The following is a 26,003-nucleotide window of genomic DNA, read 5'->3' on the forward strand; positions in this document are numbered from 1 at the left end:
TTATGAGCAAACAGAAAAAAAATATAAATAAAGAGTTTGGCTTATCCTCTTGGTCTATAAATAACCCTTCGGTAATTTATGTGATGATTGGCCTATTTTTATGGATTGGTCTTAAAGCATATTTTGCTATGCCTAGAGAAGATTTTCCAGAAATAGTAGAAACTAAAATATACATTAGTACACCCTACCCTGGCAATACAGCAGAAGACGTAGAGCGTTTAATTACAGACCCTTTAGAAGATAGGATTAATAATGTTAGTAATGTTGTAAAAGTAACCTCAACATCACAAGAAGATTACTCTATTATTACGGTTGAATTTGATGAAGAATTAACTGTAGAGCAAGCAAAACAAAAAATTAAAGATGAAGTAGATGGCGAAAAAGCTAGTGAAGATTGGCCTACATTTAATAACGCTAAAGTAGAGCCTAATATTTTTGATTTAAACCTTTCGGAATCTTTCCCTATAATGAACGTTAATTTTACTGGTGATTATCCCGTAGAAAAATTAAAAGAATTTGCCGAATATTTAGAGGATGAGATTGAAGACTTAGAGGAAATTAAAGAAGTAGATATTCTTGGAGCGCAAAAGAAAGAGGTAGAAATAGCGGTTGATGTTTATAAAATGATGGCTGCCAAAATTAGTTTTCAAGATGTTTTAACTGCTATTAGCGGAGGCAACATGACCATGTCTGCGGGTAACATTAAAACAGGAGAACAACGTAGAACCATTAGAATAATGGGCGAAGTTATAGACCCACAAGAACTAAATAACTTTGTTGTAAAATCTGAAAATGGTGCTACATACCTAAAAGATATTGCAAAAGTTTCTTTTCATGAAAAAGAAAAAACCACATTTGCTCGTGAGTTTGGAGAGAGTGTAGTTATGCTAGATATCAAAAAACGGTCTGGTAAAAACATGATTGAAGCAACTACTAAGATTAGAGAAATTGTAAAAGAATCTCAAGAAAATTACTACCCTAAAGATTTAAATATTTCTATTGCAAATGATTCTTCTGGAAGAACTCTAAACCAAGTAGATGACCTTGTAAATAATATAATATTTGGTATTATACTAGTAGTAACAGTATTAATGTTTTTCTTAGGATTCCGTAATGCCTTATTTGTTGGGTTTGCAATTCCTATGTCTATGTTTATGTCTTTCATGATATTATCCCTTTTAGGCTACACATTAAACACTATGATTCTTTTTGGAATGATTATGGGTCTAGGTATGCTTGTAGATAACGGAATTGTAGTTGTAGAAAACGTATATAGACTAATGGACGAAGGAATGTCTAGGACTGAAGCTGCAAAAAAAGGTATTGGGGAAATTGCATTTCCTATTATTATTTCTACCCTAACAACCGTTGCTGCCTTTGTTCCCTTAGGACTTTGGCCTGGAATTATGGGGCAATTTATGAAGTACTTTCCAATTACATTATCTGTAGTTTTAGGGTCTTCTTTATTTGTAGCTATTTTTATGAATTCCATGCTTGTTTCTCAATTTATGGAACTAGGAGAAAAAGTACTTAAAGTAAAACAGCTAATAAAAATTAGTGCAATTTTAGGTGGCTTTGGTCTTTTCATACTAGTTTTTGGAGGTGCTATGCGAGGTCTGGGGACTGTCATGATAGTTACAGCAATTATGTTTTGGGTTTATAAATATGCGCTAAAAAAATGGGCAATTAGCTTCCAAAAAAATACCATGGTAAAGTTTGAAAACTGGTATGAAAGAAGAATACAACATGCCTTAAGAGGTAAAAATGTGTACTGGTATTTTGGTTTTACTTTCTTTACTTTAATTGCGGTATTTATGCTTTTTGGAATGTCTATAGGTTCTGGAAGAACCAAAATAGAATTTTTTCCAGATAATACCCCTAATGAGATTTATGCCTACATAGAATACCCTCAAGGAACTTCTATAGAAAAAACAAATACCATTACTAAAGCCATAGAAAAAAGAGTCTATGATATTATTAATAGTGAGCCATATATAAACGGAGACACTAATTACTTAGTAGAATCTGCAGTCTCTAAAGTAGGGGAAGGTGCTGGTAACCCACAGACAGATGGTGGTTCTTCTGCAGAAATGCCACATAGAGGTAAAGTTACTATTTCTATGAAAGAGTATAAATATAGAGGAGGTAGAGATACGGAAGAGCTTCGAGGAAAAATACAAGATGCTTTAACAGGCATTTATCCTGGAGTTACAATATCTGTAGAAAAAGATGCTGCTGGTCCTCCAGCTGGATACCCAATAAATATTGAAATTGAAGGGAAAGATTATAAAGAACTTATAAATGCGGCTGAAGATGTAAGAAATTTTATAAATACTAAAAATATAGCAGGTATTGAAGAATTAAAAATTGATGTTAACAAGAGTAAGCCATCTATGGAAGTATCTGTAGACAGAGAAAAAGCTGGAGAACTAGGCGTAAGTGTTGGACAAGTAGGACAACAGTTAAGACGTTCTTTATTTGGTGAAAAAGCCGGTGTATATAAAATTAATGGAGAAGATTACGACATTAATGTTCGCTTTAACGAAGATATACGTTACAATAAAAGCGCTCTTTTTAATCAAAATATTATTTTCAGAGACCCTTCTAACGGGCAAATTAAAGAAGTACCTGTTTCTGCAGTAGCAAAACAAAGAAACACTTCTGGATTTAGTGCTATTAAACATAAAAACAAAAAACGAATAGTAACTATATATTCTGGATTAAAACCAGGATTTACAGATGCTACGGTTATTGTTGCTCAAATACAGAAAGAAATGGAGAGTTATAAAAAACTCCCCGAAGACGTTAAGATTGATTTTACAGGACAAATAGAAGAGCAAAACAAACAAATGGCGTTTTTAGTAGGTGCTTTCTTTTCTGGTCTAGGGTTAATCATGTTAATTCTAATCTTTCAATTTGGCGGCATTTCTAAACCACTAATAATTATGATTGCTATTTTCTTAAGTTTTATTGGTGTGTTTGGAGGTTTAATGCTAACAGGTTGGTCCTTCGTTATAATGATGACAATGATGGGTATTATATCTTTAGCAGGTATTGTTGTAAATAATGGTGTAGTACTTTTAGATTATACCCAAATTCTTATTGATAGAAAAAAGGTTGAATTAGATATAGATGAAAAAGAGTTACTATCTATGGAACAGGTAACAACAATACTTACCAAAGGTGGTAAAGCAAGGTTACGCCCTGTAATCTTAACTGCAATTACTACAGTACTTGGTTTAATTCCGCTTGCTATTGGCTTAAACATAGATTTCTTTTCATTATTCTCAGAATTTAATCCTAAAATATATATGGGAGGAGATAATGTAATTTTCTGGGGACCATTAGCATGGACCGTTATTTTTGGTTTAATTGTGGCAACATTCTTAACTCTAATTATTGTTCCGGTATTATTTAATATAGTATACCGTATTAAAATTGCAATAAAAAGAAAACCAAAAACAGATATAGAAGAGATAGGCCTAACAACCTAAAGAATTTAACATTACATAAAAAGCCCTTACAAGAATTTCTTGTAAGGGCTTTTTCTTAAACACTAATAAAAAAGAGCTTACTTACGAGGGAAAGTAAACTCTTTATTTTTAAGTTATATAAGAAGCTCTATTTATTTAATACTACAGCTTCTGCGTTATTCCACTGAATAACATTTGCAATTTGGTTATTAGAATAATCTACTTCACTAAGACCTTCACCTTTCCAAAAAAACCATTTTCCAGTTTTCACACCATTTTCATATTGCCCCATAGCAATTTTTTTTCCGTTTTCATTGTACATTTTCCATTCCCCATGTAACTTTTTATCTACGAAATAACCAGTTTGAGAAATTTCTCCATTATTGTGGTAAAATGTTGCTTTTACTATTTCTCCCTCTATTTCATAAGAAGGGGTTTTATCTTGTGCGTACATACCAACAGTTGCTATAAGTGCTAAAAAGAAGATTACTTTTTTCATATTTTATATATTTTAATAAACATTATACTAACATTAACGTTACAAATATATAAATATTTTACACAAAATCAACAAATACGTAACATTTAGTTTACATTAAATTAACATTGAACACATAAACAATTGAAAACAAATAACTTAACTATTTTTGTCACGGTAACATTTCTCGACATAATTAAATAAAAATCCGTTGTAATAAAACCAACAAAACTCCCGATACTTCTTAAATTTGCCTTCAAAAGTAAAATATCATGTATAGGAGTCATACTTGTGGTGAATTAAGAGAAGAACATATAGATAATATTGTTACCCTATCTGGTTGGGTACATAAAACTAGAGATAAAGGTTTTGTTGTTTGGATAGATTTACGTGACCGTTTTGGAATAACCCAACTTATTTTTGATGAAGAAAGAACTTCTAAAGAACTTCTAGAGCAAGCTCGTAGTCTTGGAAGAGAGTTTGTAATTCAAATAAAGGGTACTGTATTAGAAAGAGCTTCTAAAAACGCAAATATCCCAACAGGAAATATAGAAGTATTGGTACAAGAACTAACTATTCTTAATGAATCTAAAACACCACCTTTTACTATTGAGGATGACACTGATGGTGGGGAAGATATTCGAATGAAATATCGTTACTTAGATATTAGAAGAAATACAGTAAAGAACAACCTTATATTTAGGAGTAAGGTCTCTATGGAAGTACGCAAGTATCTTTCCGATGGTGGTTTTATAGAAGTAGAAACTCCGTATTTAATTAAATCTACTCCAGAAGGAGCTAGAGATTTTGTGGTTCCTAGTCGTATGAATGAGGGGCAATTTTATGCGCTACCGCAATCGCCACAAACGTTTAAGCAATTGCTTATGGTTGGTGGCATGGATAAGTACTTTCAAATAGTAAAATGCTTTAGAGATGAAGATTTGCGTGCAGATCGCCAGCCAGAATTTACACAAATAGATTGTGAAATGGCATTTGTAGAACAAGAAGATATTTTAAATGCTTTTGAAGGTTTAACAAAACACCTTTTAAAAGAAATAAAAGGTATAGACATTACTTCTTTCCCAAGAGTGACATATGACGACGCTATGGCTAAGTATGGTAATGATAAACCAGATATTCGTTTTGGGATGGAGTTTGGAGAATTAAACGCTGTTGCACAACACAAAGAATTTAATGTTTTTAATACTGCAGAGCTAGTAGTTGGTATAGCAATACCAGGTGCAGCAACCTATACTAGAAAAGAAATAGACAAACTTATAGACTGGATACGCAGACCACAAGTGGGTGCTAAGGGAATGGTTTATGTAAAATGTAATGAAGATGGTAGTTTTAAATCTTCTGTAGATAAATTCTATGACCAAGAAGATCTAGCAAACTGGGCAAAAGTTACAGGAGCTAAAGCTGGCGATTTAATTTGTGTACTCTCTGGAGACACCAATGCAACAAGAGCACAGTTAAGTGCCTTACGTATGGAAATGGCAGAACGTTTAGGCCTACGCAAGCCAGAAGAATTTGCTCCATTATGGGTAATAGATTTTCCTTTATTAGAATTAGATGAAGAAACAGGAAACTACCATGCCATGCACCACCCATTTACATCACCAAAACCAGGGCAATTAGAATTGTTAGATACCAACCCAGGAGCAGTAAAAGCAAATGCATATGATTTGGTACTTAATGGTAATGAAATTGGTGGAGGTTCTATTCGTATTCATGATAAAGAAACACAGGCAACTATGTTTAAGCATTTAGGATTTACACCAGAAGAGGCAAAAGCACAATTTGGCTTTTTAATGGATGCTTTTCAGTATGGCGCTCCTCCTCATGGCGGTATTGCTTTTGGCTTAGATAGATTAGTTTCTATTTTAGGCGGACAAGAAACCATAAGAGATTTTATTGCTTTCCCTAAAAACAATAGCGGGCGTGATGTTATGATAGATGCTCCTGCTCCTATTGATGATGAACAATTAAAAGAACTACGGTTACAACTAAACTTAGAGTCTTAATAATATAAAATCCTGCTAATTAGCAGGATTTTTTTTAATACTTTTAAGAAAGGATTTTTACAAATGCCAGCCCAACAAAAAACACTATTCACAAAACTTCTTAAATGGAGATATAAACATATCTCTGATAAGAATTTTAAACATATATTAAGTATACTAGTAGGTTTACTTGCAGGTTTAGCATCGGTTACACTAAAAAACCTTACCTATTTTATTAGTTCTTCTCTAGAAACTGGGATAGTTTTTTCAAGCAATCAGTTATACTTTATATTGCCTATTTTAGGTTTAACGTTGGTTTATCTATATGTTAAATACATCCACAAAGAAAAAATAGAACACGCAGTATCTTCTATTTTGTTTGCGCTTTCTAGGAAAAAAAGTCTCATCAAACTTAAAAAAATATATAGTCCTTTAATAACCGCTCCACTTACCGTTGGTTTTGGAGGTTCTGTTGGGTTACTGGGGCCAGCAGTAGCATCTGGCGCAGCTATTAGCTCTAATCTTGGCCGTATATTGCATGTAAATGCTAAAACTCGTTCTTTATTAATTGCATGTGCCTCTGCAGGGGCAATAGCATCTATATTTCAATCCCCCATTGCTGCTATTATTTTTGCCGTAGAAGTTTTTAGCTTAGATTTTACGATGCTTTCTGTACTTCCATTACTTTTAGCATCTATCTCTGGAGTATTAACTTCGTATTTCTTTTTGGGTAATGAAGTATTGTTTAAATTTTCCTTAACCGATAATTTTGAAATTAAAGACACCTTATTCTATATTTTACTGGGCGTAGGTACAGCTATTGCATCTATCTATTTTACAAAAATGTACTTTGGCATTCTTAACCTTTTTAAACCTCTTAAAAGTCCAAAATACCGACTCTTAGTTGGTGGGTTAGCCATTGGTATTATGCTCTATTTTATTCCGCCACTATATGGAGAAGGTTTTGGTTTTATTAATAATCTTTTAGAAGGCAATCATTTAAAAGCAATAGGAACCACTCCTTTTGATGCTTATAAGAATAATATATGGGTGGTAATTGCGCTACTCTTTGGGCTTACCATTTTTAAGGCCGTAGCAATGACCACTACGTTTGCCGCTGGTGGTTCTGGTGGTATTTTTATCCCAACAATGGTAATGGGTAGTGCTTTAGGTAATGTTGTAGCAAAGGTAATTAACCATTTAGGTTTAGGTTTTTCTGTATCGGAGAGTAATTTTACACTAATAGGAATGGCTGGTTTAATTGCAGGGGTTTTACATGCGCCGCTAACGGCTATTTTCTTAATTGCAGAAATAACTGGTGGTTATGAACTATTTGTTCCATTAATGATAACAGCTTCTATATCTTACTTAATAACTAAGAATGCTGTAGACCATTCTATTTATACTAGAGAACTGGCAGAAAGTGGCAACCTATTAACTCATAATAAGGACAAAACGGTATTAACTTTAATGGAGTTAGATGATGTTATAGAAGATAACTTTAAGGTTATACATCCTGAAATGACACTTGGAGACATGCTGCTTAAATCTGTAGCAAAATCTACCAGAAATATTTACCCAGTGGTAGATGATAAAAAAGCGCTAGTTGGTATTGTTTTGCTAGATGATATTCGGGAGTTTATGTTTGATAGAACTTTGTATAAAACCACAAAAGTAGAAACCTTTATGCACCAAGCTCCAGATTATATTTTTTATGGCGAGGACAGCATGCAAAAAGTAATGCAAAAATTTCAAAACAGTGGCGCTTGGAATTTACCGGTTATTAAAAAAGGAAAGTATATGGGTTTTGTTTCTAAATCTAAATTATTAACTGCGTATAGACGTAAACTAATTAATTTTACCGAATAAAAACTATGCTAGTCACTGCAAAAGGAATATTAGTAATAATTTTTTTTAATCTTTCATGTTTACATTGGTATTGGGCCTTTGGAGGAAAATGGGGGTTAGAATATGTAATACCTACAAAAACTACTATAGAAAAAGCTATTAAGCCAAACCCATTAGCTACTATACTAGTTGCAATTGCATTGCTTTTAATTGCATATATTTATTTACTACTTATATTTAGTATCCATGTAAATATATTTCCAACTTGGGTTATAAAGTATGGAATATGGATTGTTCCTAGTGTTTTTCTTTTAAGAGTTCTCGGAGATTTTAAATATGTTGGCTTATTTAAAAAAATAAAAAAAACAACTTTTGGAATTAACGATACAAAATACTTCATTCCTTTGTGTGCAATTATAGCTACTCTTGGGTTTATTATTGCTTTAAATTAAATTATTTTGAAATACATTATAACAATAATTACAATAGCCGCATTTGGTTCTATTGCTTACGGATTTACATTAGAAGAAAGTGAAACACAACTTTCTCATAAATATATTGGAGCAGGTACTGCTGCTTTATTTTTAGTTGCCATGCCACTTTTTCTTTATAAAGAGAGTAAAGGAAAAAAAATGAATGATTATATGCTTACCGAAGAAAATGTAAGAAAAATGCAAGGAAAGCCGCCCAAAAAGACTGAAAACCAGTAATCTCCAGTACATTTTATTTCTATTCTAAACTTTTTTTGCCCAAAAAATTATAAATTAGTGTATTAATTTTTAATTTTTATTCTAATGACTGGTACAGTAAAATTTTTTAATGGATCTAAAGGATATGGGTTCATAACCAATGATGATACAGGAAAAGACATTTTTGTTCATGCTACTGCATTAAACGGAGTACAATTAAATGAAGGAGATAAAGTAACGTATGAAGAAGAGGAAGGCAGAAAAGGAATTGTTGCAGGACAAGTCCAAGTTATTTAATGCTTTTGCATATAATTTTAATTTCTCTTTTTACTAAAAAAACGTTTTAATAGTACAGAAGCTTCTTCTGCCAATAATCCTCCTTCTATTTTTGTTTTAGGGTGTAATTTAGTGCCTAAAGCTCTACAACCCCTTTCCAAGTCTGTTGTAGCAAATACAATTCTAGAAATTTGGCTCCAATATAATGCTCCTGCACACATTTGGCATGGCTCTAAAGTAACATACAAAGTACATTCTTTTAAATATTTACCTCCTAAAAAATTAGCTGCAGAGGTAATGGCTTGCATTTCTGCATGTGCAGTAACATCATTCAGTTGTTCGGTAAGATTATGCGCTCTAGCTATAATTTTATCTTTAACAACAATAATTGCACCTACAGGAACTTCTCCTTTATCATAAGCAGTCTCCGCTTCTTGCAAAGCCTTTTTCATGTAATAGGTATCATCAAAAGGTTGTATCATATTGTAAATTTAGCGCAAGAATATTAAAAAAGTATGCTTTATTAAATAAAGAACAAGACAACCTACAATCTATATATAATATTACAGTCATAAAAACCGTAATTTTGTTTTTATAACTAAAATGGGCATGCCTAAAAATTTGCTATCAACAATAAATTCTCCGAGCGATCTTAAACATTTATCGCAAGAACAACTAGTGCAATTAGCACAAGAAGTACGTGATTTTATTATTACTATTGTTGCTACAAAAGAAGGGCATTTAGGAGCAAGTTTAGGGGTTGTAGAGCTTACTATTGCATTACATTATGTTTTTAACACCCCTATAGATAATCTCATTTGGGATGTAGGACATCAAGCATACGGGCATAAAATACTTACTGGCAGAAAAGATGTTTTTGAAACCAACAGGCAACTAAATGGTATAAGTGGTTTTCCTAAAATTGACGAAAGTATTTACGATGCTTTTGGAACAGGACATAGCTCTACCTCTATTTCGGCCATATTGGGTATGGCAATTGCTGCACAAATAAAAGGAGACATCCAAAAGAATCATATTGCAGTTATTGGCGATGCGTCTATTGCTAGCGGAATGGCATTTGAAGGCCTTAACCACGCTGGAGTTACTAATGCCAATGTATTAATTATTTTAAATGATAATGCTATTGGTATTGACCCTAGTGTTGGCGCTCTAAAAAAGTATCTCACTAATGTTAAAAAAGGAACCGCAAAGGATGAAAATATTTTTGAATGCTTAAACTTTAATTATACGGGTCCTATAGATGGTCATAATATAAATGATTTAATCAAAGAATTAAAGCGCTTACAAAATATAAAAGGCCCCAAATTATTACATGTTATTACCACTAAAGGCAAAGGATTAAAACAAGCTGAAGAAAACCAAGTTACCTACCATGCTCCCGGGAAATTCAACAAAACTACTGGAGATTTAATCCCTAAAAAAAATACAGTACAAGCTCCAAAATACCAAGATGTTTTTGGGCATACAATTGTAGAACTAGCACATAATAATAAAAATATTGTAGGCATTACACCAGCAATGCCAACAGGTAGTTCTTTAAAATATATGATGGAAAAAATTCCTGACCGTGCTTTTGATGTTGGTATTGCAGAACAACATGCTGTAACCTTAGCTGCGGGTATGGTAAAAGAAGGTCTTATCCCTTTTTGTAATATTTATTCTACTTTTTTACAAAGAGCCTATGACCAAGTTATACATGATGTTGCTTTACAAAAGTTACCTGTAATTTTTTGTTTAGACCGTGCTGGTTTGGTTGGCCAAGATGGTGCAACGCATCATGGAATTTACGATATAGCATTTTTAAGATGCATTCCAAATCTTATTATTTTTGCTCCTTTAAATGAAATAGAACTAAGAAATATAATGTACACCGCTCAATTAGGGCTAAAACAACCAATAGCAATTAGATACCCTAGAGGAAGAGGTGAAAATGTAGATTGGAAAAAGAAATTTAAAAAAATTAACATAGTAAGCTCTCAAGAATTAAAAAAAGGCACAAAAATTGCTATAATTTCCACTGGAACAATTGGAAATTTAGTTTCCAAAGTTATAAATGATTTAGATTCTAATACAGAAATTGGTCACTATAATATGCCATTTATAAAACCTTTAGACACGAACACACTTAAAACTATTTGTGTTAATTACGAGGCTATTATTACTATTGAAGACGGTTGTATTAGTGGCGGATTTGGTAGTGCCATTTCAGAATTTATATTAGACAATAAGTATAAAAACACTATTAAAATACTAGGTGTTCCTGATGTTTTTATTGAGCACGGGAGCCTTGAAGAATTACATAAAATAGCTAAAATTGACTATCAAACCATTAAAAAGAGCATCAATGAATTACGCTTATCTTAAAAAACTAGTCCAAAAAATAGTTCTAGCTTTATTTTTAATAACATTTGCTCTACCGTCTTTTTCTCAAGATTCCCTTGCCACAACTTCAGAAATAGATACTACAATAATTAATACTATTGTTATTAGAAAAAATCAGGAAAAAATTAAGCATATACCAAGGGGGGCTCATTTAACCAACCCCTATGTTTCTTTTAAAAAAACTAAACCTTTAGCCAAAAAATTTAAGCGATTTAGAGTTCCTTCTTTTTGGATAAAGAATAATGAATTAGGAATACGAGTAAGTGAAGTTGCTTTTGTAAACTGGAATGCAGGTGGTAACAACTCTATTAGTGGTCTTGGTAGCCTTAAATTTGAAAGAAACTACAAATTTAGATATGTACAATGGGATAATGAGTTAGAGTTAAGATACGGCCTAAACGCACAAGAAGACCAGAAATTAAGAAAAACAGATGATAACATAAGAATGAGTTCTACGTTTGGGTATAGGAGAGATACAATAAGTAATTGGTATTATTCTGTAAAAGCAAACCTAAGAACACAGTTTTCTAATGGGTATAAATACCCTGATAGAACTACTCCTATTTCTAGGTTTATGGCTCCAGGTTATTTCTTTTTTGGTGCCGGAACATCTTATATAACTCCAGATCAAAAATTTAATTTATATATATCTCCACTAACATTAAAGTCTACATATGTTTTAGACCAAAGGCTAGCGGACAAAGGTGCTTTTGGGGTTAAAAAAGCTACTTTAGATACTAATGGAAATATAATAACACCTGGAGAAACCGTTTTTGTAGAACTTGGTTTTTTATTAACCAATACTTGGCTAACCAACATTGCTAAAAATGTAAAAATGAGGCATAGACTATCTCTTTATACAGATTACCTAACTAGTTTTGGGAATGTAGATGTAGATTGGGAATTAAATTTTGACTTAAAAGTAAATAAATACATTAAAGCTAATATTGGAACACATATTATTTATGATGATGATATTCTTTTTGATGAAGTCAAAGAAAATGGTATTGTAGTAGATGCTGGTATTCCTAGAATACAGTTTAAGCAATTATTAGGTGTAGGAGTCTCCTACGATTTTTAGTTTAGTTCTTTCCCCATTATTTTATTATGAATATGTACCGCAGCACTATCAGAAAGGCTGGCAACATAACAACACGTGTTTAGCAAAATATTATAAACAGAAACTTCTGTACGCTGGTAAAATTTAGGTAAAGTACTTATCATTAACCTGTCGTAATTAGATCCTTTGTTTTCTTTTTCATTTATGAGAGCAGAAGAATACACATCTAATATATCTGAGATTATCTTATAGCCAGCTATCTCTTTTTCTATGACATCTTGTGCCTTATAAACTTTATTTACGCTTAGGGTAATTATGTCTTTAATTTGCGCAGCATAAGCACTTTTATTCAATAAAGACATATGAAAATCCCCTTTAAGAATTGCGTCTTCATTTGCAACAAATATATCTATTGCATCTGTAATTAATGTATTTATTGCTAGTGCGCGTAAATAACTTAAACGATCCTCTTTATATACTAAAGAATTATACTTTTTAGTATTAATACTATCTTTTACAAGCTTAATTAAGTACTCTAAAGCATAATCTTCTGATATTAATCCAAGATTAATACCATCTTCAAAATCTATAATAGTATAACAAATATCATCTGCTGCCTCTACTAAGAAAGTTAATGGGTGTCTTGCATAAGAAACAGTATCACCATCTCTTGTTTGTTTTAAACCTAACTCGTTTGCAACATTAATAAATGCTTCTTTTTCGCTCTGAAAAAAACCAAATTTTTTATCTGCAATTTGTTTTGTAGGTTTTTTAGGAAGTGATTCTTTTGGGTACTTCATAAAGGCTCCCAAAGTAGCATAACTAAGTCGCAACCCTCCAGAAACCCCTTCCTTTGACTCTGTTAAAAGTTTAAAACCATTAGCATTACCTTCAAAATCTATAATATCTTGATACTCTTTTTCTGATAAAACCGATTGGTATTTAACCCCAGCTCCTGTTTTAAAATATTCTCCAATAGATTTTTCTCCACTATGTCCAAAAGGAGGGTTCCCAATATCATGAGATAAAGCTGCAGCAGCTACTATAGCTCCAAAATCATTAAACTTATAACCATGTATTTCACTTAAATAAGGATGCTTTTCTAGTATTTTTTTCCCTGCTATTCTCCCTAAACTTCTTCCAACAACTGAAACTTCTAAACTATGAGTAAGTCTTGTATGCACAAAATCGGTTTTAGACAAAGGAATAACTTGTGTTTTATCTTGTAAACTCCTAAAGGCCTTAGAAAATATTATGCGGTCATAATCCACCTCAAAACCAAGTCTAGTTTCATCTTGTTCTTTTCGTAATCTTTTAAAAGTATCTCCTTGTCTTTTTAATGATAATAGTTGTTCCCAGCGCATTGTTCAATTTTATAATACGCAAGTTACATTTTACAAAATAGTAATGCTAATTAAAAACGGCAATAACCTAAATGGCAAGACTAACAACTCATTTTTTTATAAAAAACGAAGTTCTTTTTTTTCTAAAAAACAATACCTTTATATAAATATATCTATCAAATTTATCGGAAAATATAACCTTTAGATAACACTGAAATCTAACTTCTTTTAGATATTTGCCGATTTATTTCTTTACTAAATTTATGGATAATTTTTACTTAATAATGATTGTGGCACTTGCTTTTTTAGCAATTGCTGATTTAGTGGTCGGAGTTAGTAATGATGCTGTAAATTTTTTAAATTCTGCTATTGGTTCTAAAGCTATTTCATTTAAAACCATAATGATTGTAGCTAGCATTGGTATTGCATGTGGCGCCATTTTTTCTAGTGGTATGATGGAGGTTGCTCGTAAAGACATCTTTAATCCTGGTGAGTTTTATTTTAACGAAATTATGTTCATTTTCATGGCTGTCATGATTACGGACATTCTGTTGTTAGATTTCTTTAACACCTTAGGAATGCCTACCTCCACAACTGTTTCTATAGTTTTTGAATTACTAGGTGCTGCAGTTGCAATGGCATTAATTAAAATTGCAAATAGTAATGGCTCTTTTTCTGAAGTAGCACAATATATAAATACTGAAAAAGCTGTTATAATTATAGCTGGAATTATAGTGTCTATATTAATTGCTTTTACAATAGGAGCTCTTGTTCAATGGCTAACTAGGCTATTAATTTCTTTTGATTTTAATAAAAAACCTAAATGGATAGGTGCGGTTTTTGGAGGTATAGCTTTAACTGCAATTTCTTATTTTATCCTAATTGAGGGTATTAAAGGAACTACACTAGTACAACATAATTTTAAAATAATAGGAAATATTACTCTTGAATCGTTTATAGAGCAAAAACCTTTTTTAATTATTTTTTTTACATTCTCTATTCTTATTGCTTTATCGTTCTTAGTAACATCTTTTACTAAAATCAATATTTATAAGCTAATAATTACAGTTGGTACTTTTGCATTAGCGCTTGCTTTTGCAGGTAACGATTTAATGAATTTCATAGGTGTTCCTATTGCTGCTTGGCAATCTTATGAAGCTTGGGAAGCCTCTGGGATTTTAGCAACTAAGTTTAGCATGGAAATACTGTCCCAAAAAGTTCCTACACCAAACATATTACTTTTTATTGCTGGCATTATTATGGTTGTTACGCTTTGGTTTTCAAGTAAAGCTAAGGCTGTTGTTAAAACATCTATAGATTTATCTAGCCAAGAAAGAATAAAAGAACGTTTTCAACCTAATTTTATTTCTCGTTCTTTAGTTAGGTTTGCAGTAAATACTTCTGAAATTTTTACAAGTATTTTGCCCAAGAATATGCAAAACAAAATAGAAGTTCAATTTACAAAAACAGCCCCAATTATATCTAAAGACAAACCGCAAGATTTACCAGCTTTTGATATGGTACGTGCTGCTGTAAACTTAATGGTTGCAGGTATCTTAATTTCTATAGCAACTTCTTTTAAGCTACCCTTATCCACTACATACGTTACATTTATGGTAGGTATGGGAACCTCTTTAGCAGATAGAGCATGGGGAGCGGAAAGTGCTGTATATAGGGTAGCTGGAGTTTTAAATGTTATTGGTGGGTGGTTTGGTACTGCTTTAATTGCCTTTATAGCATCTGGTGGTATTTTAACCATAATTTATTTTGGAAAAGGTATAGCTATTAGCATCTTACTTTTTGGAGTATTTTTCTTATTGCTAAGAAGTTACATTTCCTATAACAGGAAAAGCAAAATTCTTAAAGAAGAAGATAGCTTAAGTAAGGCAGAAAGTAGCTCTATACAAGGCGTTATAGAAGAAAGCGCACACAACGTTGCAAGAGTAGTTAAAAGGGCTAATAAAATATTTACAACAAGCTTTAATAGCCTTGCAAAACAAGATTTAGAAACTCTTAAAAAGAATAAAAAAGGGGTTGTACGACTTTCTGAAGAAATAGACGATTTAAGAGACCATATATTTTATTTTATAAAAAATTTAGATGAAGCAAGTGTGGGTGCTAGTAATTTTTATATAAATATCTTAGGCTATTTACAAGCCATGACACAGTCTTTAGAATATATTGCTAAAATTACACACAAACATATTAGCAACAATCACAAAAAATTAAAGTATAACCAAATTAAAGAGCTAAAGGAAATAGATATTGAATTAAAAAAATTACTTACAGATACACAGTTAGTTTTTGAAAATAGGTCTTTTGAAGAAATTGAAAGTATTGTTAAACACAAAAACAATCTTTTTAATTTAGTTTCAGATAAAATAGAAAAACAAGTAGCAAGAACTAGAACAGAAGAATCTAGTCCTAAAAACACTACTTTATATTTTACACTACTATTAGAAACTAAAGATTTAATAACTGCAACAATGAACTTATTAGAGTCTTATTATAAAGAACATGATAGCTCTGTAAAGCCTGCAACCATTGACAATAAAGATTCTTAATTAATAAGATTTTATTGTGAAGAAACTAGCTCTAAAGTAGTAGTGTATAATTCTCTGTTTTCCATTTTTGCTTTTAGCCAAGCGTAAAAACTCATCACATAAATATCTTCTTCGCGGTTATCTTTCCAATCAAAAGAACGTTCTACTCTTTCTTTAAAAGATGGTGTATTCACATTTTTAGGAGATTCATAAAATGTAAGCGCTAACTGTATAAAAGTTAAAACTCTTTCTTCTTTTATTGCAATTAGCCTTTCTTTAAATTTAATTCTAAAACTCTTTACTCGCAATAAAACTAAATCCAGTTCATCTAACTCTATTAATAATAAAATTTCTAGTATGCTCTTTTTTAAAACCCATAACCAACCCGCTTTTTTCTCATACCAAATATCACTATGGTATAATTTTTTTATAATACTATAAGCATCTCTAAATCTATTCTGTTGAAAAAAACACATAGTATGTATTAACTGTATGTCCAAAGCCTCAGTTTTGTTTTTAGATAATATTTGCAAAGCCTTGTTAAAATTTCCAGTATAGTTGTAATTCAAAACTTTTAACACTGTTACATCTGCTAAAAATCGCTTATAGTACGCTTTCTTATTTTTTAGCATTTCTTTTTCCATCTTTGCTACAAATGCCATGGATTTTTTAAAACTCTTATTCCTAAAATGTACCATTGCCATAACTTGTAAAATACCTATGTGGTAATATAAATGTTTATGGGCTAATGTTTCTTTACTATTTACAATAGCATATGCTTCTTCTATAAATGGCGTAATCCTATAATAATTACGCTGCAGTTTTGCAGTAACAGAAGTTATATTCATTAATTGATACAAAGATTTATAGGACAAAGAGGCATTTATAGATACCTTATATTTTGTAAATGCAGTTTCTACAATAGTGTCTATTTTTTCTAAAGATTTAGTTATTAAAATCTTTTCTTTAATCTCTGCATAAGCCATATTTAATTTAAAATCTTTTTGAAAAGCCTCCATATTACTATCTGCCAGTTTAAATGTAGTATTCAGATCCACTAAAGGATTACAATGTGCATATTGTATTTTGGTATGGTAAATTTCATTTAGTAAAGAGTAATGATCTATAAAACTGGCTAACTTTTCTGCTCTGGCTAGAGTGTTATAACCAAGCTTGTATTCTTTTTGTTCTAAGAACAAACGGCTTACCACCAGTAATTTTAAAACCTCTAACTCTTCAGAGGTTTCGCCTTCAAAACTTTTAGTAGCTATAAAATCTAGCAAACTATCCTGGAGTCTTTTGCATAAAGCATGAAAAGCATTCTTATTTGGTTTACCATAAAGCTTAACATCTAAAGCATTTGTCTCTCCTTTTAATAAATAATTAAATAGAATAACATTTTTAACATCTCCTCTACGGTTCTTATTTTTTAACCATAAGATAAAATTTTGCCTATTTTCTGTAGATAAAGAGTTAATTATTAATAAAATTTTATTCATTTAATCGTAAGTAAAATATTTAATTATTATTTATAAATAGTAATAAATATATATAAAAGATAATATTAAATCGTAAGTTATTTTTATTTTTTGAGTATAAAAAACACTTTGGCCGTTGCACCTTTGTTCCATACTAAACATCAAAATAAAATAGTATGGAAAATCAAATGTTTACAGAAACAAAAAAGAATACACGATTAGAAAAAGAAAAAAAAGAGCAAGATTATGATTTAAAACCTACACCAGCTTTTATATCTGCATCATGGAGTGCCTTGCTTTTAGGAATGGTCTCTTTCTGTATTGGTCTATGGAATGCAGATATGCTACTGAATGAAAAAGGGTACTATTTTACCGTTCTTTTATTTGGGTTATTCTCCGTAGTATCTGTACAAAAGAGTGTACGCGACAAAAAAGAAGGACTCCCTGTTACCGAAGCTTATTATGGAATTAGTTGGTTTACAACTATAACCTCTATTGTATTATTAGTTATTGGTCTTTGGAATGCAGATTTACTATTGAGTGAAAAAGGCTTTTACGGTATGTCTTTTACCTTAAGTTTATTTTCTGCAATTGCAGTGCAAAAAAACACTCGTGATCTTAAATTTTTAGAAGAACTAGAATAAGTATTTTAAAAAAGCATTAAAACGTAATTCTAATAGTTGCGTTTTGATGTTTATAGAAAGGCCGCTTTAAAAAAAGGCGGTCTTTTTTTATCTATAAAAATTCATCTCATCTATGTATTTCCAAACTACTTCTGGCAATAAAGGTTTAATGTTTTTTCCTAATTTATGGTTTTTCCGAATAAATGTGGATGAAATTTCCATTATAGGAGCATCTACCCTATGTATTTTAGGATGATTTTTAAATTGATGCTCTACAACACCACTAGAAACTCTAGGATATACATACACAGCATAATCTTCTAAGATAATTTCATAATTTTTCCACTTATGCAAACCTTTAAGGTTATCCTCTCCCATTATTAAAGAAAAATTATATTTATTTGGATACTTTTCAGAAAGTACTGCTAAAGTATTTATGGTATAATTTGGTTGTGGTAAATTAAACTCAATTCTACTTGGCTTTAATGCAGGATACTCCTCTACAGCGTCATATACCATTTGGTATCTATGGTTGTTGTCTAATAAGGTTTTTTTTGTTTTAAAAGGGCTTTGCGGGGTTACCACAAACCAAACCTCATCTAAATCTGAGAACTCTACCATGTGGTTAGCAATTACTAAATGGCCTAAATGTATAGGGTTAAAAGTGCCAAAATAAAGACCTACTTTTTTCATTTATTACCTTACTATTCTTTTGGATTCACAAAACTATCTACAAGGTCATGTGCCTCTTTTAAAGCAATATCTAGATCGTAATTTTTAATAATTTTATCAAACTGTGGTGCTGTAGCAAGTTCTACTCCAGCTTTTGCAATTCGCATATTTATTTTGTCATCACTTTCTGTGCTTCTTTTTTTAAGTCTAATCTTTAGTTCATCTATACTTGGGGGTTTTACAAAAACAGCTAATGTCTCTTTTGGGAATTTCTTTTTAATACGTAATCCGCCCACAACATCTATATCAAAAATTACATTTTTCCCTTCTGCCCAAAGACGTTCTACTTCTGTTTTTAAAGTACCATAGAAATTATCTCTATATACTTCTTCCCACTCTAAAAAATCATCATTCTTAATGTGCTTCTTAAACTCTGAAACAGTCATAAAATAATAATGCTCTCCATTTTTTTCTTTTCCTCGTCTAGGTCTAGATGCTGCAGAAACAGAAAATGCTAAATTTAAATCTGGTTGCTCTAATAAGTGCCTAACTATAGTAGTTTTACCACTTCCTGATGGTGCCGAAAAAATTATTAATTTACCTCCTGCCATTATAAAACATTCAACATTTGTTCTTTAATTTTTTCTAACTCATCTTTCATTTGCACTACTATTTGTTGCATAGGAGCATAATTAGCTTTAGAACCTATAGTATTAATTTCTCTCCCTATTTCTTGGCATATAAATCCAAGCTTTTTTCCATTACTGTCAGATGAGCTTAACGTTTTTGTAAAATATTCTAAATGGTTCTTTAAACGTACTTTTTCTTCAGTAATATCATATTTTTCTAGGTAATAAATAAGTTCTTGCTCAAACCTATTAGCATCTACATCTACAGTTAAATCCGCAACAGCTTTTTCTAACTTTTCTCTTATAGTTGCTTGCCTTTCTGGATCTATAGTCTTAACCTCTTCCAGTAAGGAAGTTAACTTACTTAATCTTAAGTTAAAATCGGATTCTAATACATTTCCTTCTTCGGATCTAAATTTATTAATTTCCTGCAAAGCCACAACTAAAGATTCTTTTATAGAAGCGTACTCTTCTTCATCTATATCTTCTTTCTCTGTTTTCATAGCATCAGGCATACGCAATGCCATTTCTAAGAGCTGTATAGAATCTCCATCTGCAATAGACTGTAATTGCTTCATGTATTGTTTTACTGCAACTTCATTTACTTGAGCAGAAGTACTATCCCCTGTATTCTCAATATACAATCCAAAATCTACCTTACCACGAACTAAAGAACTTGCAATTACCTTTCGCAATTCTAATTCCTTTTCTCTGTATGCCGAAGGCATTCTTGCGTTTAAATCTAAGTTTTTGCTATTTAGGGACTTTAACTCTACTGTAATTTTTTTTGAGGGAAGTTGTATTACATGTTTCCCAAACCCTGTCATGGATTGAATCATATATAGATTATTTGCCTGCAAAGATAATTAAAGCATACTATTTAAAAGCATATGCCTTATTTTTAAAAGTTAGCCTATAAAAAAAGCTGTTTAATTAAACAGCTTTTTTATATCTAAATTATTTATCTACAACTCCCTTACCCAAATATTCCTATAACTTACTCTACTATTATCTCCATGGTCTTGTAATTTTATAGGACCTTTGCCATGTGGAGGATTTTTGGGCCATCCTATATATGGTGTTGTTCCTTTAATTTCTACATGATCTTGAATAAGTATACCATTATGGAATACTGTTAATGTGCCTGATTTTACTTTTACCCCTGCCTCATTAAACTCAGGAGCATGATACACAATATCATAAACATTCCACTCTCCACTAGGAACAGATGCCATTGCTAAAGGAGTATGCTGTTTATAAACGGAACCAACTTGACCATTAACATAGGTATCATTATCATTATTATCCAAAATTTGCACTTCATACCTGCCTTGTATAAAAACACCACTATTTCCCCTATTTTGTCCTTTCCCTTTAATATCTGCTGGCGATTGCCATTCTATATGCAATTGTATATCACCAAATTTTTGCTTTGTTTGTATGTCCCCGGATTTATTTTTAACCGTTACACTTCCATCTTCGTTAATAAGCCAAGAAGCTTTTTCTTTAGTTTTAGTATGCTCCCAGTTGTTTAAATTTTTCCCATCAAATAATACAATAGCATCACTAGGAACTCCATTAGCATTCTTTTTTACAACAGGAACTACCGGCTCATAAAATTCGGTTTCCTCTGGTTTTGTTGGCTCTTTTCCTTTATTTTCTGTGACTATTTCTTTTTGACTATAGCAACTATTCACTACAAATGCAACAAGCACAAAAGCTAGACGTAATTTCTTCATCTTTATAATTCTTTAATTTTAATTTTTTTGGTAAAACACCATTTTATAAACGGTATAAAAAAGTCTGTTTTAAATCCCCAAAATTCCTTTTAAGGCATCTTTATCTGTATCTCTACCAGCAAAATCATCAAATGTTTTCTGGGTTGCTTCTATAATATGTTTCTGAATAAAAGGAGCTCCTTCACGAGCACCTTGCTCAGGACTCTTCATACAACATTCCCATTCCATAACTGCCCAAACATCGCAACCATATTGTGTAAGTTTAGAAAATATTCCGCTAAAATCTACTTGACCATCTCCTGGAGATCTAAATCTACCTGCTCTATCTATCCAATCCGAATACCCGCCATAAACACCTTGCTTACCCGTTGGGTTAAATTCAGCATCTTTTACATGAAAAGCCTTTATAAAAGAATGGTAATGATCTATATATGTTAAATAATCTAAGTTTTGCAACACAAAATGACTTGGGTCATATAACATATTTACACGTTTATGATTATTTGTTGCTGCTAAAAAACGCTCAAAAGAAACACCATCATGTAAATCTTCTCCTGGGTGAATTTCATAACAAACATCTACCCCTTTATCATCAAAATGATTAAGAATAGGCATCCATCTATTTGCAAGTTCCTCAAAACCTAATTCTACTAATCCTGGAGGTCTTTGCGGCCATGGATACATAGTATGCCAAAGTAAAGCTCCAGAAAAAGTTGCATGGGACTTTAACCCTAAACGGCTACTAGCAGTACCTGCTTTTTTAACAGTTTCTATTGCCCATTCTGTTCTTGCTTTGGGATTGTTTTTAACAGCGTCAGGAGCAAAACCATCAAACATAGTATCATAAGCTGGGTTAACTGCAACTAACTGTCCCTGCAAATGTGTAGAAAGTTCTGTTATTTCTAATCCGTAAGAATTAACCTTTCCTTTTAATTCATCACAATAGGTTTGACTTTCAGCAGCTTTATCTAAATCTATTAAAAAAGATTCCCATGTAGGTATTTGTATTCCCTTATATCCTAAATCTGCTGCCCATTTACACATACCGTCTAAGGCATTAAATGGAGCTTTACTATCTACAAATTGTGCTAAAAAAACAGCAGGGCCTTTTATTGTTTTCATTTTAATGATTTTAGTATATTTTTCGTAATATTTCGCGTTTTTCTGTGAATTATTTTGCTTTCCTGCAAGAAATTTTTATGAATATGAAGTATATTTAGTGTTATTCTGCCATATTATCAATATCTCGCCAGATACGTTATAAATATAGGCATAACATCATTATTATTTTTAAAAAAGTGCAATGAATAACGAAGAAATTTACGATGCCATAGTAGTAGGAACTGGAATAACTGGAGGTTGGGCAGCTAAAGAATTATGTGAAAATGGTTTAAAAACTTTAGTGCTTGAACGTGGCCCTATGGTTAAACATATAGAAGATTACAAAACCATGAATGATGATCCTTGGGATTATCCTCTTAAAGGCGAACTTTCTAAAGAAGACAAAAAGAAACAACATATACAAAGTAGAGTTGGTTGGGCACCAAAAGAAGACAACAAACATTTTTTTGTAAATGATTTGGAACACCCCTATGAAGAAATTAAACGTTTTGATTGGATACGTGGTTATCATGTAGGTGGACGGTCTTTAACTTGGGGAAAACAAAGTTATAGATGGAGTGATATTGATTTTAAAGCAAACAAAAAAGATGGATATGGTGTAGACTGGCCTGTGCGCTATAAAGATATTTCTCCTTGGTATGATAAGGTGGAAGAATATATTGGTGTAAGTGGACAAAATTTAGGGTTAAAACAGCTTCCTGATGGTAAATTTCAACCTCCTATGGATTTAAACTGTGTAGAAGAAGCCTTAAAAGAATCTATGGCAGCTTCTTTTGACGATGGTAGGCTTTTAACTATTGGTAGGGCGGCACACCTTACGGATAAAAACGCGAAGTTTGAAGGAAGAAATCCTTGTCAATATAGAAATAGATGTAGTCGAGGCTGTCCTTTTGGTGGTTATTTTAGTAGTAACTCCTCTACACTACCTGCAGCAGAACGCACCGGCAATATGACATTAAGACCCAATTCTATTGTATACGAAGTGGTTTATGATGCTAAAACAAAAAAAGCTACTGGTGTAAAAATTATGGATGCACTTACTAATGAAAAAATAGAATACAAAGCCAAAGTAATATTCTTGTGCGCATCTGCAGTGGCTTCTGTTGGGATACTTTTACAATCTAAGTCTAAACGTTTTCCTAATGGACTTGGAAATGATTCTGACGCATTAGGAAGAGGAATTATGGACCACCATTACCAATTAGGGGCATCTGCAAAAGTAGATGGTTTTTTAGACAAATATTATAAAGGACGAAGACCCAATGGATTTTATATTCCAAGGTTTGTAAACCTAGATAAAAAAACTAATCGAAAAGAATATCTTAGAGGCTTTGGTTTCCAAGGTGGAGCAAGTAGAGGTAATTGGTCCGAAGTAATAGCCGAAATGGGTTACGGTGCAGAATTAAAGGAACACATTTTAAAACCCGGACAATGGCAAATTGGCGCCACTGGTTTTGGAGAAATGTTACCCTATGACGATAACAGGGTTATGCTAAGTAAAACTAAAAAAGACAAATGGGGGTTACCACAACTTGCTTTTGATGTAGAGTTTAAAGAAAATGAACTAAACATGAGAAAAGATATTTTAAAAACTATTGAAGAAACATTTAAAGCAGCAGGTTTTAAAGATGTTTATACCTACGATAATGAAACAGGACCAGGACTTGGAATACATGAAATGGGTGGTGCAAGAATGGGACATTCTGCTAAAACATCTATCGTAAATAAATACAACCAAATACATAGTGTACCAAATGTTTATGTAACAGATGGTGCTTTTATGAGTTCTTCTAGTTGTGTAAACCCATCATTAACTTATATGGCTTTTACAGCAAGAGCTGCAAACCATGCTGCAAGGGAATTTAAAGCAGGTACGTTTTCTTAAAATTACTATATTGCGTAACACTAGCAATATTAAAAACTATAAACGCGTTTAATAATAATGGAAAATTCATCAGCAAGGAATATGTGGGGAGATTATTTAGATAAGCATTTAGAAGATGCTTTTCATGAGGCTCCAAAAACAATCCAATTTTGTGATAATGAGAAGGATGCTAATGAATATGCTAATCTTGTAAAATCTGGCATAAAAAAAGCTACTACAGATTCTCTTATTGGCATTCAAAACAGAAAAGAGAGACTTCCTAAAATAGGAGACTTTACAGTTATTACCAACTGGGAAGGGGAAGCACAATGTATTGTAGAAACTACTAAAGTTACTCTAAAACCATATTTTAGTATTGATGACTCTTATGCCAACAAAGAAGGGGAAAAATCTTTAGCGCATTGGAAAAAAGTACATTGGGATTACTACACTAGAGAATTAGGTACTTTTAATCGCAAACCTAGCGAGAGTATGATTGTGGTTTGCCATGAATTTAATGTTGTTTTTAAACGATAACTATTTAATATATAAGATATAAAAAAATGCAGCCCTTATTTAGGGCTGCATTTTTTATAAATTATTATTTCTTAGATTAAGATTCTAATGTAACCCAAGTATTACCTGCTTTATGAGATTCTACTGTAGCTTCAATAAAATTCATTCCACGAACGCCATCTAACATCGTAGGAAACTCTCCGTCATTATACTTTTCTCCTCTAATTGCTTTGGCAGCTCCTAAATAAATATTTGCCATAGAATCAAAAATACCTTCTGGGTGTCCTGGAGGTAATTTTGTACCTCCTAAAGATAAATCGGAATTATAGGCATGCCCAGGCTTATACACTTGCATTGGTTCCGTATCACTCAACTTATATAAAAAATTAGGATTTTCCTGTTCCCACTTAAAGGCAGCTTTTTCCCCATATATTGCAATAGTTAACCCATTTTCTTCTCCTGTAGCAACTTGACTAGAACGTATTAATCCTTTTACATGATCACCCATACGCACTAAAACAGTACCATCTACATCCATCTGGTTGTCTTCATATAAATAATTAAAATCGGACAAAATAGTATCTATTCGTAATCCTGTAGTATACTCAATTAGATTAAAAGCGTGTACTCCTATATCTCCTATACAAGAACTAATACCTGCCTTTTTAGGGTCTAATCTCCAAACAGAAGAACGTTTTTCTTGATCATGTATTATTGTATTTATCCATCCTTGATAATAAGAAGCATCTACTTTATGTATTTTTCCTAAAGCACCAGACTTAATCATTTCTCGCATTTGACGTACCATTGGATATCCAGTATACGTATGCGTTAAAGCAAAAACTGCTCCTGATTTTTTATGTGCTTCCTGTAATATTTTTGCTTCTTCTAAACTTGTTGTCATTGGTTTTTCACAAATAACATGAAAACCATTATCTAACAACTTTTTTGCCATTGGAAAATGTAAAAAATTAGGCGTAAGAATAGAACAAACTTCTATTCTTTCTTCTTTAGGAAGTTTCATTTCTTCCTCTACAAAAGTGTCAAAATCTTTATATATTCTATTTGTAGGAACATCTATTTCTTTAGCAAAAGCCATATTTGCATCAAAATCTGGATTAAAAACAGCTCCTGTAATTTGATAATTATCATTTATATGTGATGCAACTCTATGTAATACTCCAATAAGAGAATCTCCGCCTCCGCCAAGAATTCCTAACCTAATTTTTTTACTCATCAAC

The 26,003-nt window shown here is 31.9% G+C and carries 22 protein-coding genes; 12 read left to right on the forward strand and 10 right to left on the reverse strand.

The features are described from left to right. The first annotated feature begins 2 nt into the window (after positions 1 to 2). Complete coding sequence (locus Q0820_RS03200) at positions 3 to 3,494, forward strand: efflux RND transporter permease subunit (protein WP_298485029.1); 3,492 nt, start codon at positions 3 to 5, stop codon at positions 3,492 to 3,494. 127 nt (positions 3,495 to 3,621) lie between these two features. On the opposite strand, the gene Q0820_RS03205 is transcribed toward Q0820_RS03200, so the two are convergent. After that, complete coding sequence (locus tag Q0820_RS03205) at positions 3,622 to 3,972, reverse strand: nicotinic acid mononucleotide adenyltransferase (RefSeq protein WP_298485031.1); 351 nt, start codon at positions 3,970 to 3,972, stop codon at positions 3,622 to 3,624. A 251-nt stretch (positions 3,973 to 4,223) separates the two neighbouring features. Between Q0820_RS03205 and aspS the strand changes: the two genes are divergently transcribed. From aspS to Q0820_RS03230, 5 genes are all read left to right on the forward strand, one after another. After that, a complete protein-coding gene (gene aspS / locus Q0820_RS03210) occupies positions 4,224 to 5,978 on the forward strand; it encodes an aspartate--tRNA ligase (RefSeq protein ID WP_298485033.1) in 1,755 nt (584 codons plus the stop codon). A gap of 63 nt (positions 5,979 to 6,041) precedes the next feature. After that, a complete protein-coding gene (locus Q0820_RS03215) occupies positions 6,042 to 7,826 on the forward strand; it encodes a chloride channel protein (RefSeq protein ID WP_298485035.1) in 1,785 nt (594 codons plus the stop codon). Between the two features lie 5 nt (positions 7,827 to 7,831). Next, positions 7,832 to 8,257: a DUF3995 domain-containing protein gene (locus Q0820_RS03220; protein WP_298485037.1), complete on the forward strand. Its 426-nt coding sequence runs from the start codon at positions 7,832 to 7,834 to the stop codon at positions 8,255 to 8,257. Between the two features lie 6 nt (positions 8,258 to 8,263). After that, positions 8,264 to 8,515, forward strand: a complete 252-nt coding sequence (locus Q0820_RS03225; protein WP_298485039.1) for a hypothetical protein — start codon at positions 8,264 to 8,266, stop codon at positions 8,513 to 8,515. An 84-nt stretch (positions 8,516 to 8,599) separates the two neighbouring features. Next, positions 8,600 to 8,791, forward strand: a complete 192-nt coding sequence (locus tag Q0820_RS03230) for a cold-shock protein (protein ID WP_298485041.1) — start codon at positions 8,600 to 8,602, stop codon at positions 8,789 to 8,791. Positions 8,792 to 8,808: 17 nt separating this feature from the next. Here the strand turns inward: Q0820_RS03230 and Q0820_RS03235 are convergent, their stop codons facing one another. Beyond that, the gene (locus Q0820_RS03235; RefSeq protein ID WP_298485042.1) at positions 8,809 to 9,252 is read right to left on the reverse strand and encodes a nucleoside deaminase; all 444 of its coding nucleotides are present in this window, start codon (positions 9,250 to 9,252) and stop codon (positions 8,809 to 8,811) included. A gap of 127 nt (positions 9,253 to 9,379) precedes the next feature. Between Q0820_RS03235 and Q0820_RS03240 the strand changes: the two genes are divergently transcribed. Together Q0820_RS03240 and Q0820_RS03245 are read left to right on the forward strand one after the other, a co-directional pair. Next, positions 9,380 to 11,155 carry a 1-deoxy-D-xylulose-5-phosphate synthase gene (locus tag Q0820_RS03240; RefSeq protein ID WP_298485044.1) on the forward strand — a complete coding sequence of 592 codons (1,776 nt, stop codon included), beginning with the start codon at positions 9,380 to 9,382 and terminating at the stop codon, positions 11,153 to 11,155. Further along, entirely contained in the window at positions 11,136 to 12,254 is a 1,119-nt protein-coding gene (locus Q0820_RS03245) for a DUF3078 domain-containing protein (RefSeq protein WP_298485046.1), read from the forward strand. The genes Q0820_RS03240 and Q0820_RS03245 overlap by 20 nt, the downstream gene beginning before the upstream one ends. Here the strand turns inward: Q0820_RS03245 and dgt are convergent. Next, a complete protein-coding gene (dgt, locus tag Q0820_RS03250) occupies positions 12,251 to 13,597 on the reverse strand; it encodes a dGTP triphosphohydrolase (RefSeq protein WP_298485048.1) in 1,347 nt (448 codons plus the stop codon). The genes Q0820_RS03245 and dgt overlap by 4 nt on opposite strands. Positions 13,598 to 13,839: 242 nt before the next feature. On the opposite strand from dgt, the gene Q0820_RS03255 reads away from it, so the two are divergent. After that, positions 13,840 to 16,140, forward strand: a complete 2,301-nt coding sequence (locus Q0820_RS03255; protein ID WP_298485050.1) for an inorganic phosphate transporter — start codon at positions 13,840 to 13,842, stop codon at positions 16,138 to 16,140. Positions 16,141 to 16,151: 11 nt separating this feature from the next. Here the strand turns inward: Q0820_RS03255 and Q0820_RS03260 are convergent, their stop codons facing one another. After that, positions 16,152 to 17,618, reverse strand: a complete 1,467-nt coding sequence (locus tag Q0820_RS03260) for a hypothetical protein (RefSeq protein ID WP_298485053.1) — start codon at positions 17,616 to 17,618, stop codon at positions 16,152 to 16,154. Positions 17,619 to 17,773: 155 nt separating this feature from the next. Here Q0820_RS03260 and yiaA point away from each other — a divergent pair, with 155 nt between their 5' ends. Next, a complete protein-coding gene (yiaA, locus tag Q0820_RS03265; RefSeq protein WP_121063975.1) occupies positions 17,774 to 18,241 on the forward strand; it encodes an inner membrane protein YiaA in 468 nt (155 codons plus the stop codon). Positions 18,242 to 18,328: 87 nt separating this feature from the next. Here the strand turns inward: yiaA and nadD are convergent, their stop codons facing one another. The 5 genes from nadD to Q0820_RS03290 form a co-directional block, all read right to left on the reverse strand. After that, on the reverse strand, positions 18,329 to 18,913 hold the full coding sequence (gene nadD, locus Q0820_RS03270) for a nicotinate (nicotinamide) nucleotide adenylyltransferase (RefSeq protein WP_298485056.1): 585 nt from the start codon (positions 18,911 to 18,913) through the stop codon (positions 18,329 to 18,331). A gap of 11 nt (positions 18,914 to 18,924) precedes the next feature. Continuing rightward, positions 18,925 to 19,503 carry a guanylate kinase gene (gene gmk, locus Q0820_RS03275; protein WP_298485057.1) on the reverse strand — a complete coding sequence of 193 codons (579 nt, stop codon included), beginning with the start codon at positions 19,501 to 19,503 and terminating at the stop codon, positions 18,925 to 18,927. Then, entirely contained in the window at positions 19,503 to 20,360 is an 858-nt protein-coding gene (locus tag Q0820_RS03280) for a YicC/YloC family endoribonuclease (protein ID WP_298485058.1), read from the reverse strand. The genes gmk and Q0820_RS03280 overlap by 1 nt, the downstream gene beginning before the upstream one ends. Before the next feature lie 126 nt (positions 20,361 to 20,486). Beyond that, a complete protein-coding gene (locus Q0820_RS03285) occupies positions 20,487 to 21,260 on the reverse strand; it encodes a DUF1080 domain-containing protein (protein WP_298485059.1) in 774 nt (257 codons plus the stop codon). Positions 21,261 to 21,329: 69 nt separating this feature from the next. Next, the gene (locus tag Q0820_RS03290) at positions 21,330 to 22,382 is read right to left on the reverse strand and encodes a sugar phosphate isomerase/epimerase (protein WP_298485061.1); all 1,053 of its coding nucleotides are present in this window, start codon (positions 22,380 to 22,382) and stop codon (positions 21,330 to 21,332) included. Positions 22,383 to 22,563: 181 nt separating this feature from the next. On the opposite strand from Q0820_RS03290, the gene Q0820_RS03295 reads away from it, so the two are divergent. Next, a complete protein-coding gene (locus Q0820_RS03295; RefSeq protein WP_298485063.1) occupies positions 22,564 to 24,267 on the forward strand; it encodes a GMC family oxidoreductase in 1,704 nt (567 codons plus the stop codon). A gap of 57 nt (positions 24,268 to 24,324) precedes the next feature. Then, entirely contained in the window at positions 24,325 to 24,783 is a 459-nt protein-coding gene (locus Q0820_RS03300) for an ASCH domain-containing protein (RefSeq protein WP_298485065.1), read from the forward strand. A gap of 76 nt (positions 24,784 to 24,859) precedes the next feature. Here the strand turns inward: Q0820_RS03300 and Q0820_RS03305 are convergent, their stop codons facing one another. After that, positions 24,860 to 25,999 carry a Gfo/Idh/MocA family oxidoreductase gene (locus Q0820_RS03305; RefSeq protein WP_298485067.1) on the reverse strand — a complete coding sequence of 380 codons (1,140 nt, stop codon included), beginning with the start codon at positions 25,997 to 25,999 and terminating at the stop codon, positions 24,860 to 24,862. Positions 26,000 to 26,003: the final 4 nt, after the last annotated feature.

The organism is uncultured Maribacter sp. (assembly GCF_947495965.1).
Lineage (GTDB): Bacteria > Bacteroidota > Bacteroidia > Flavobacteriales > Flavobacteriaceae > Maribacter_B.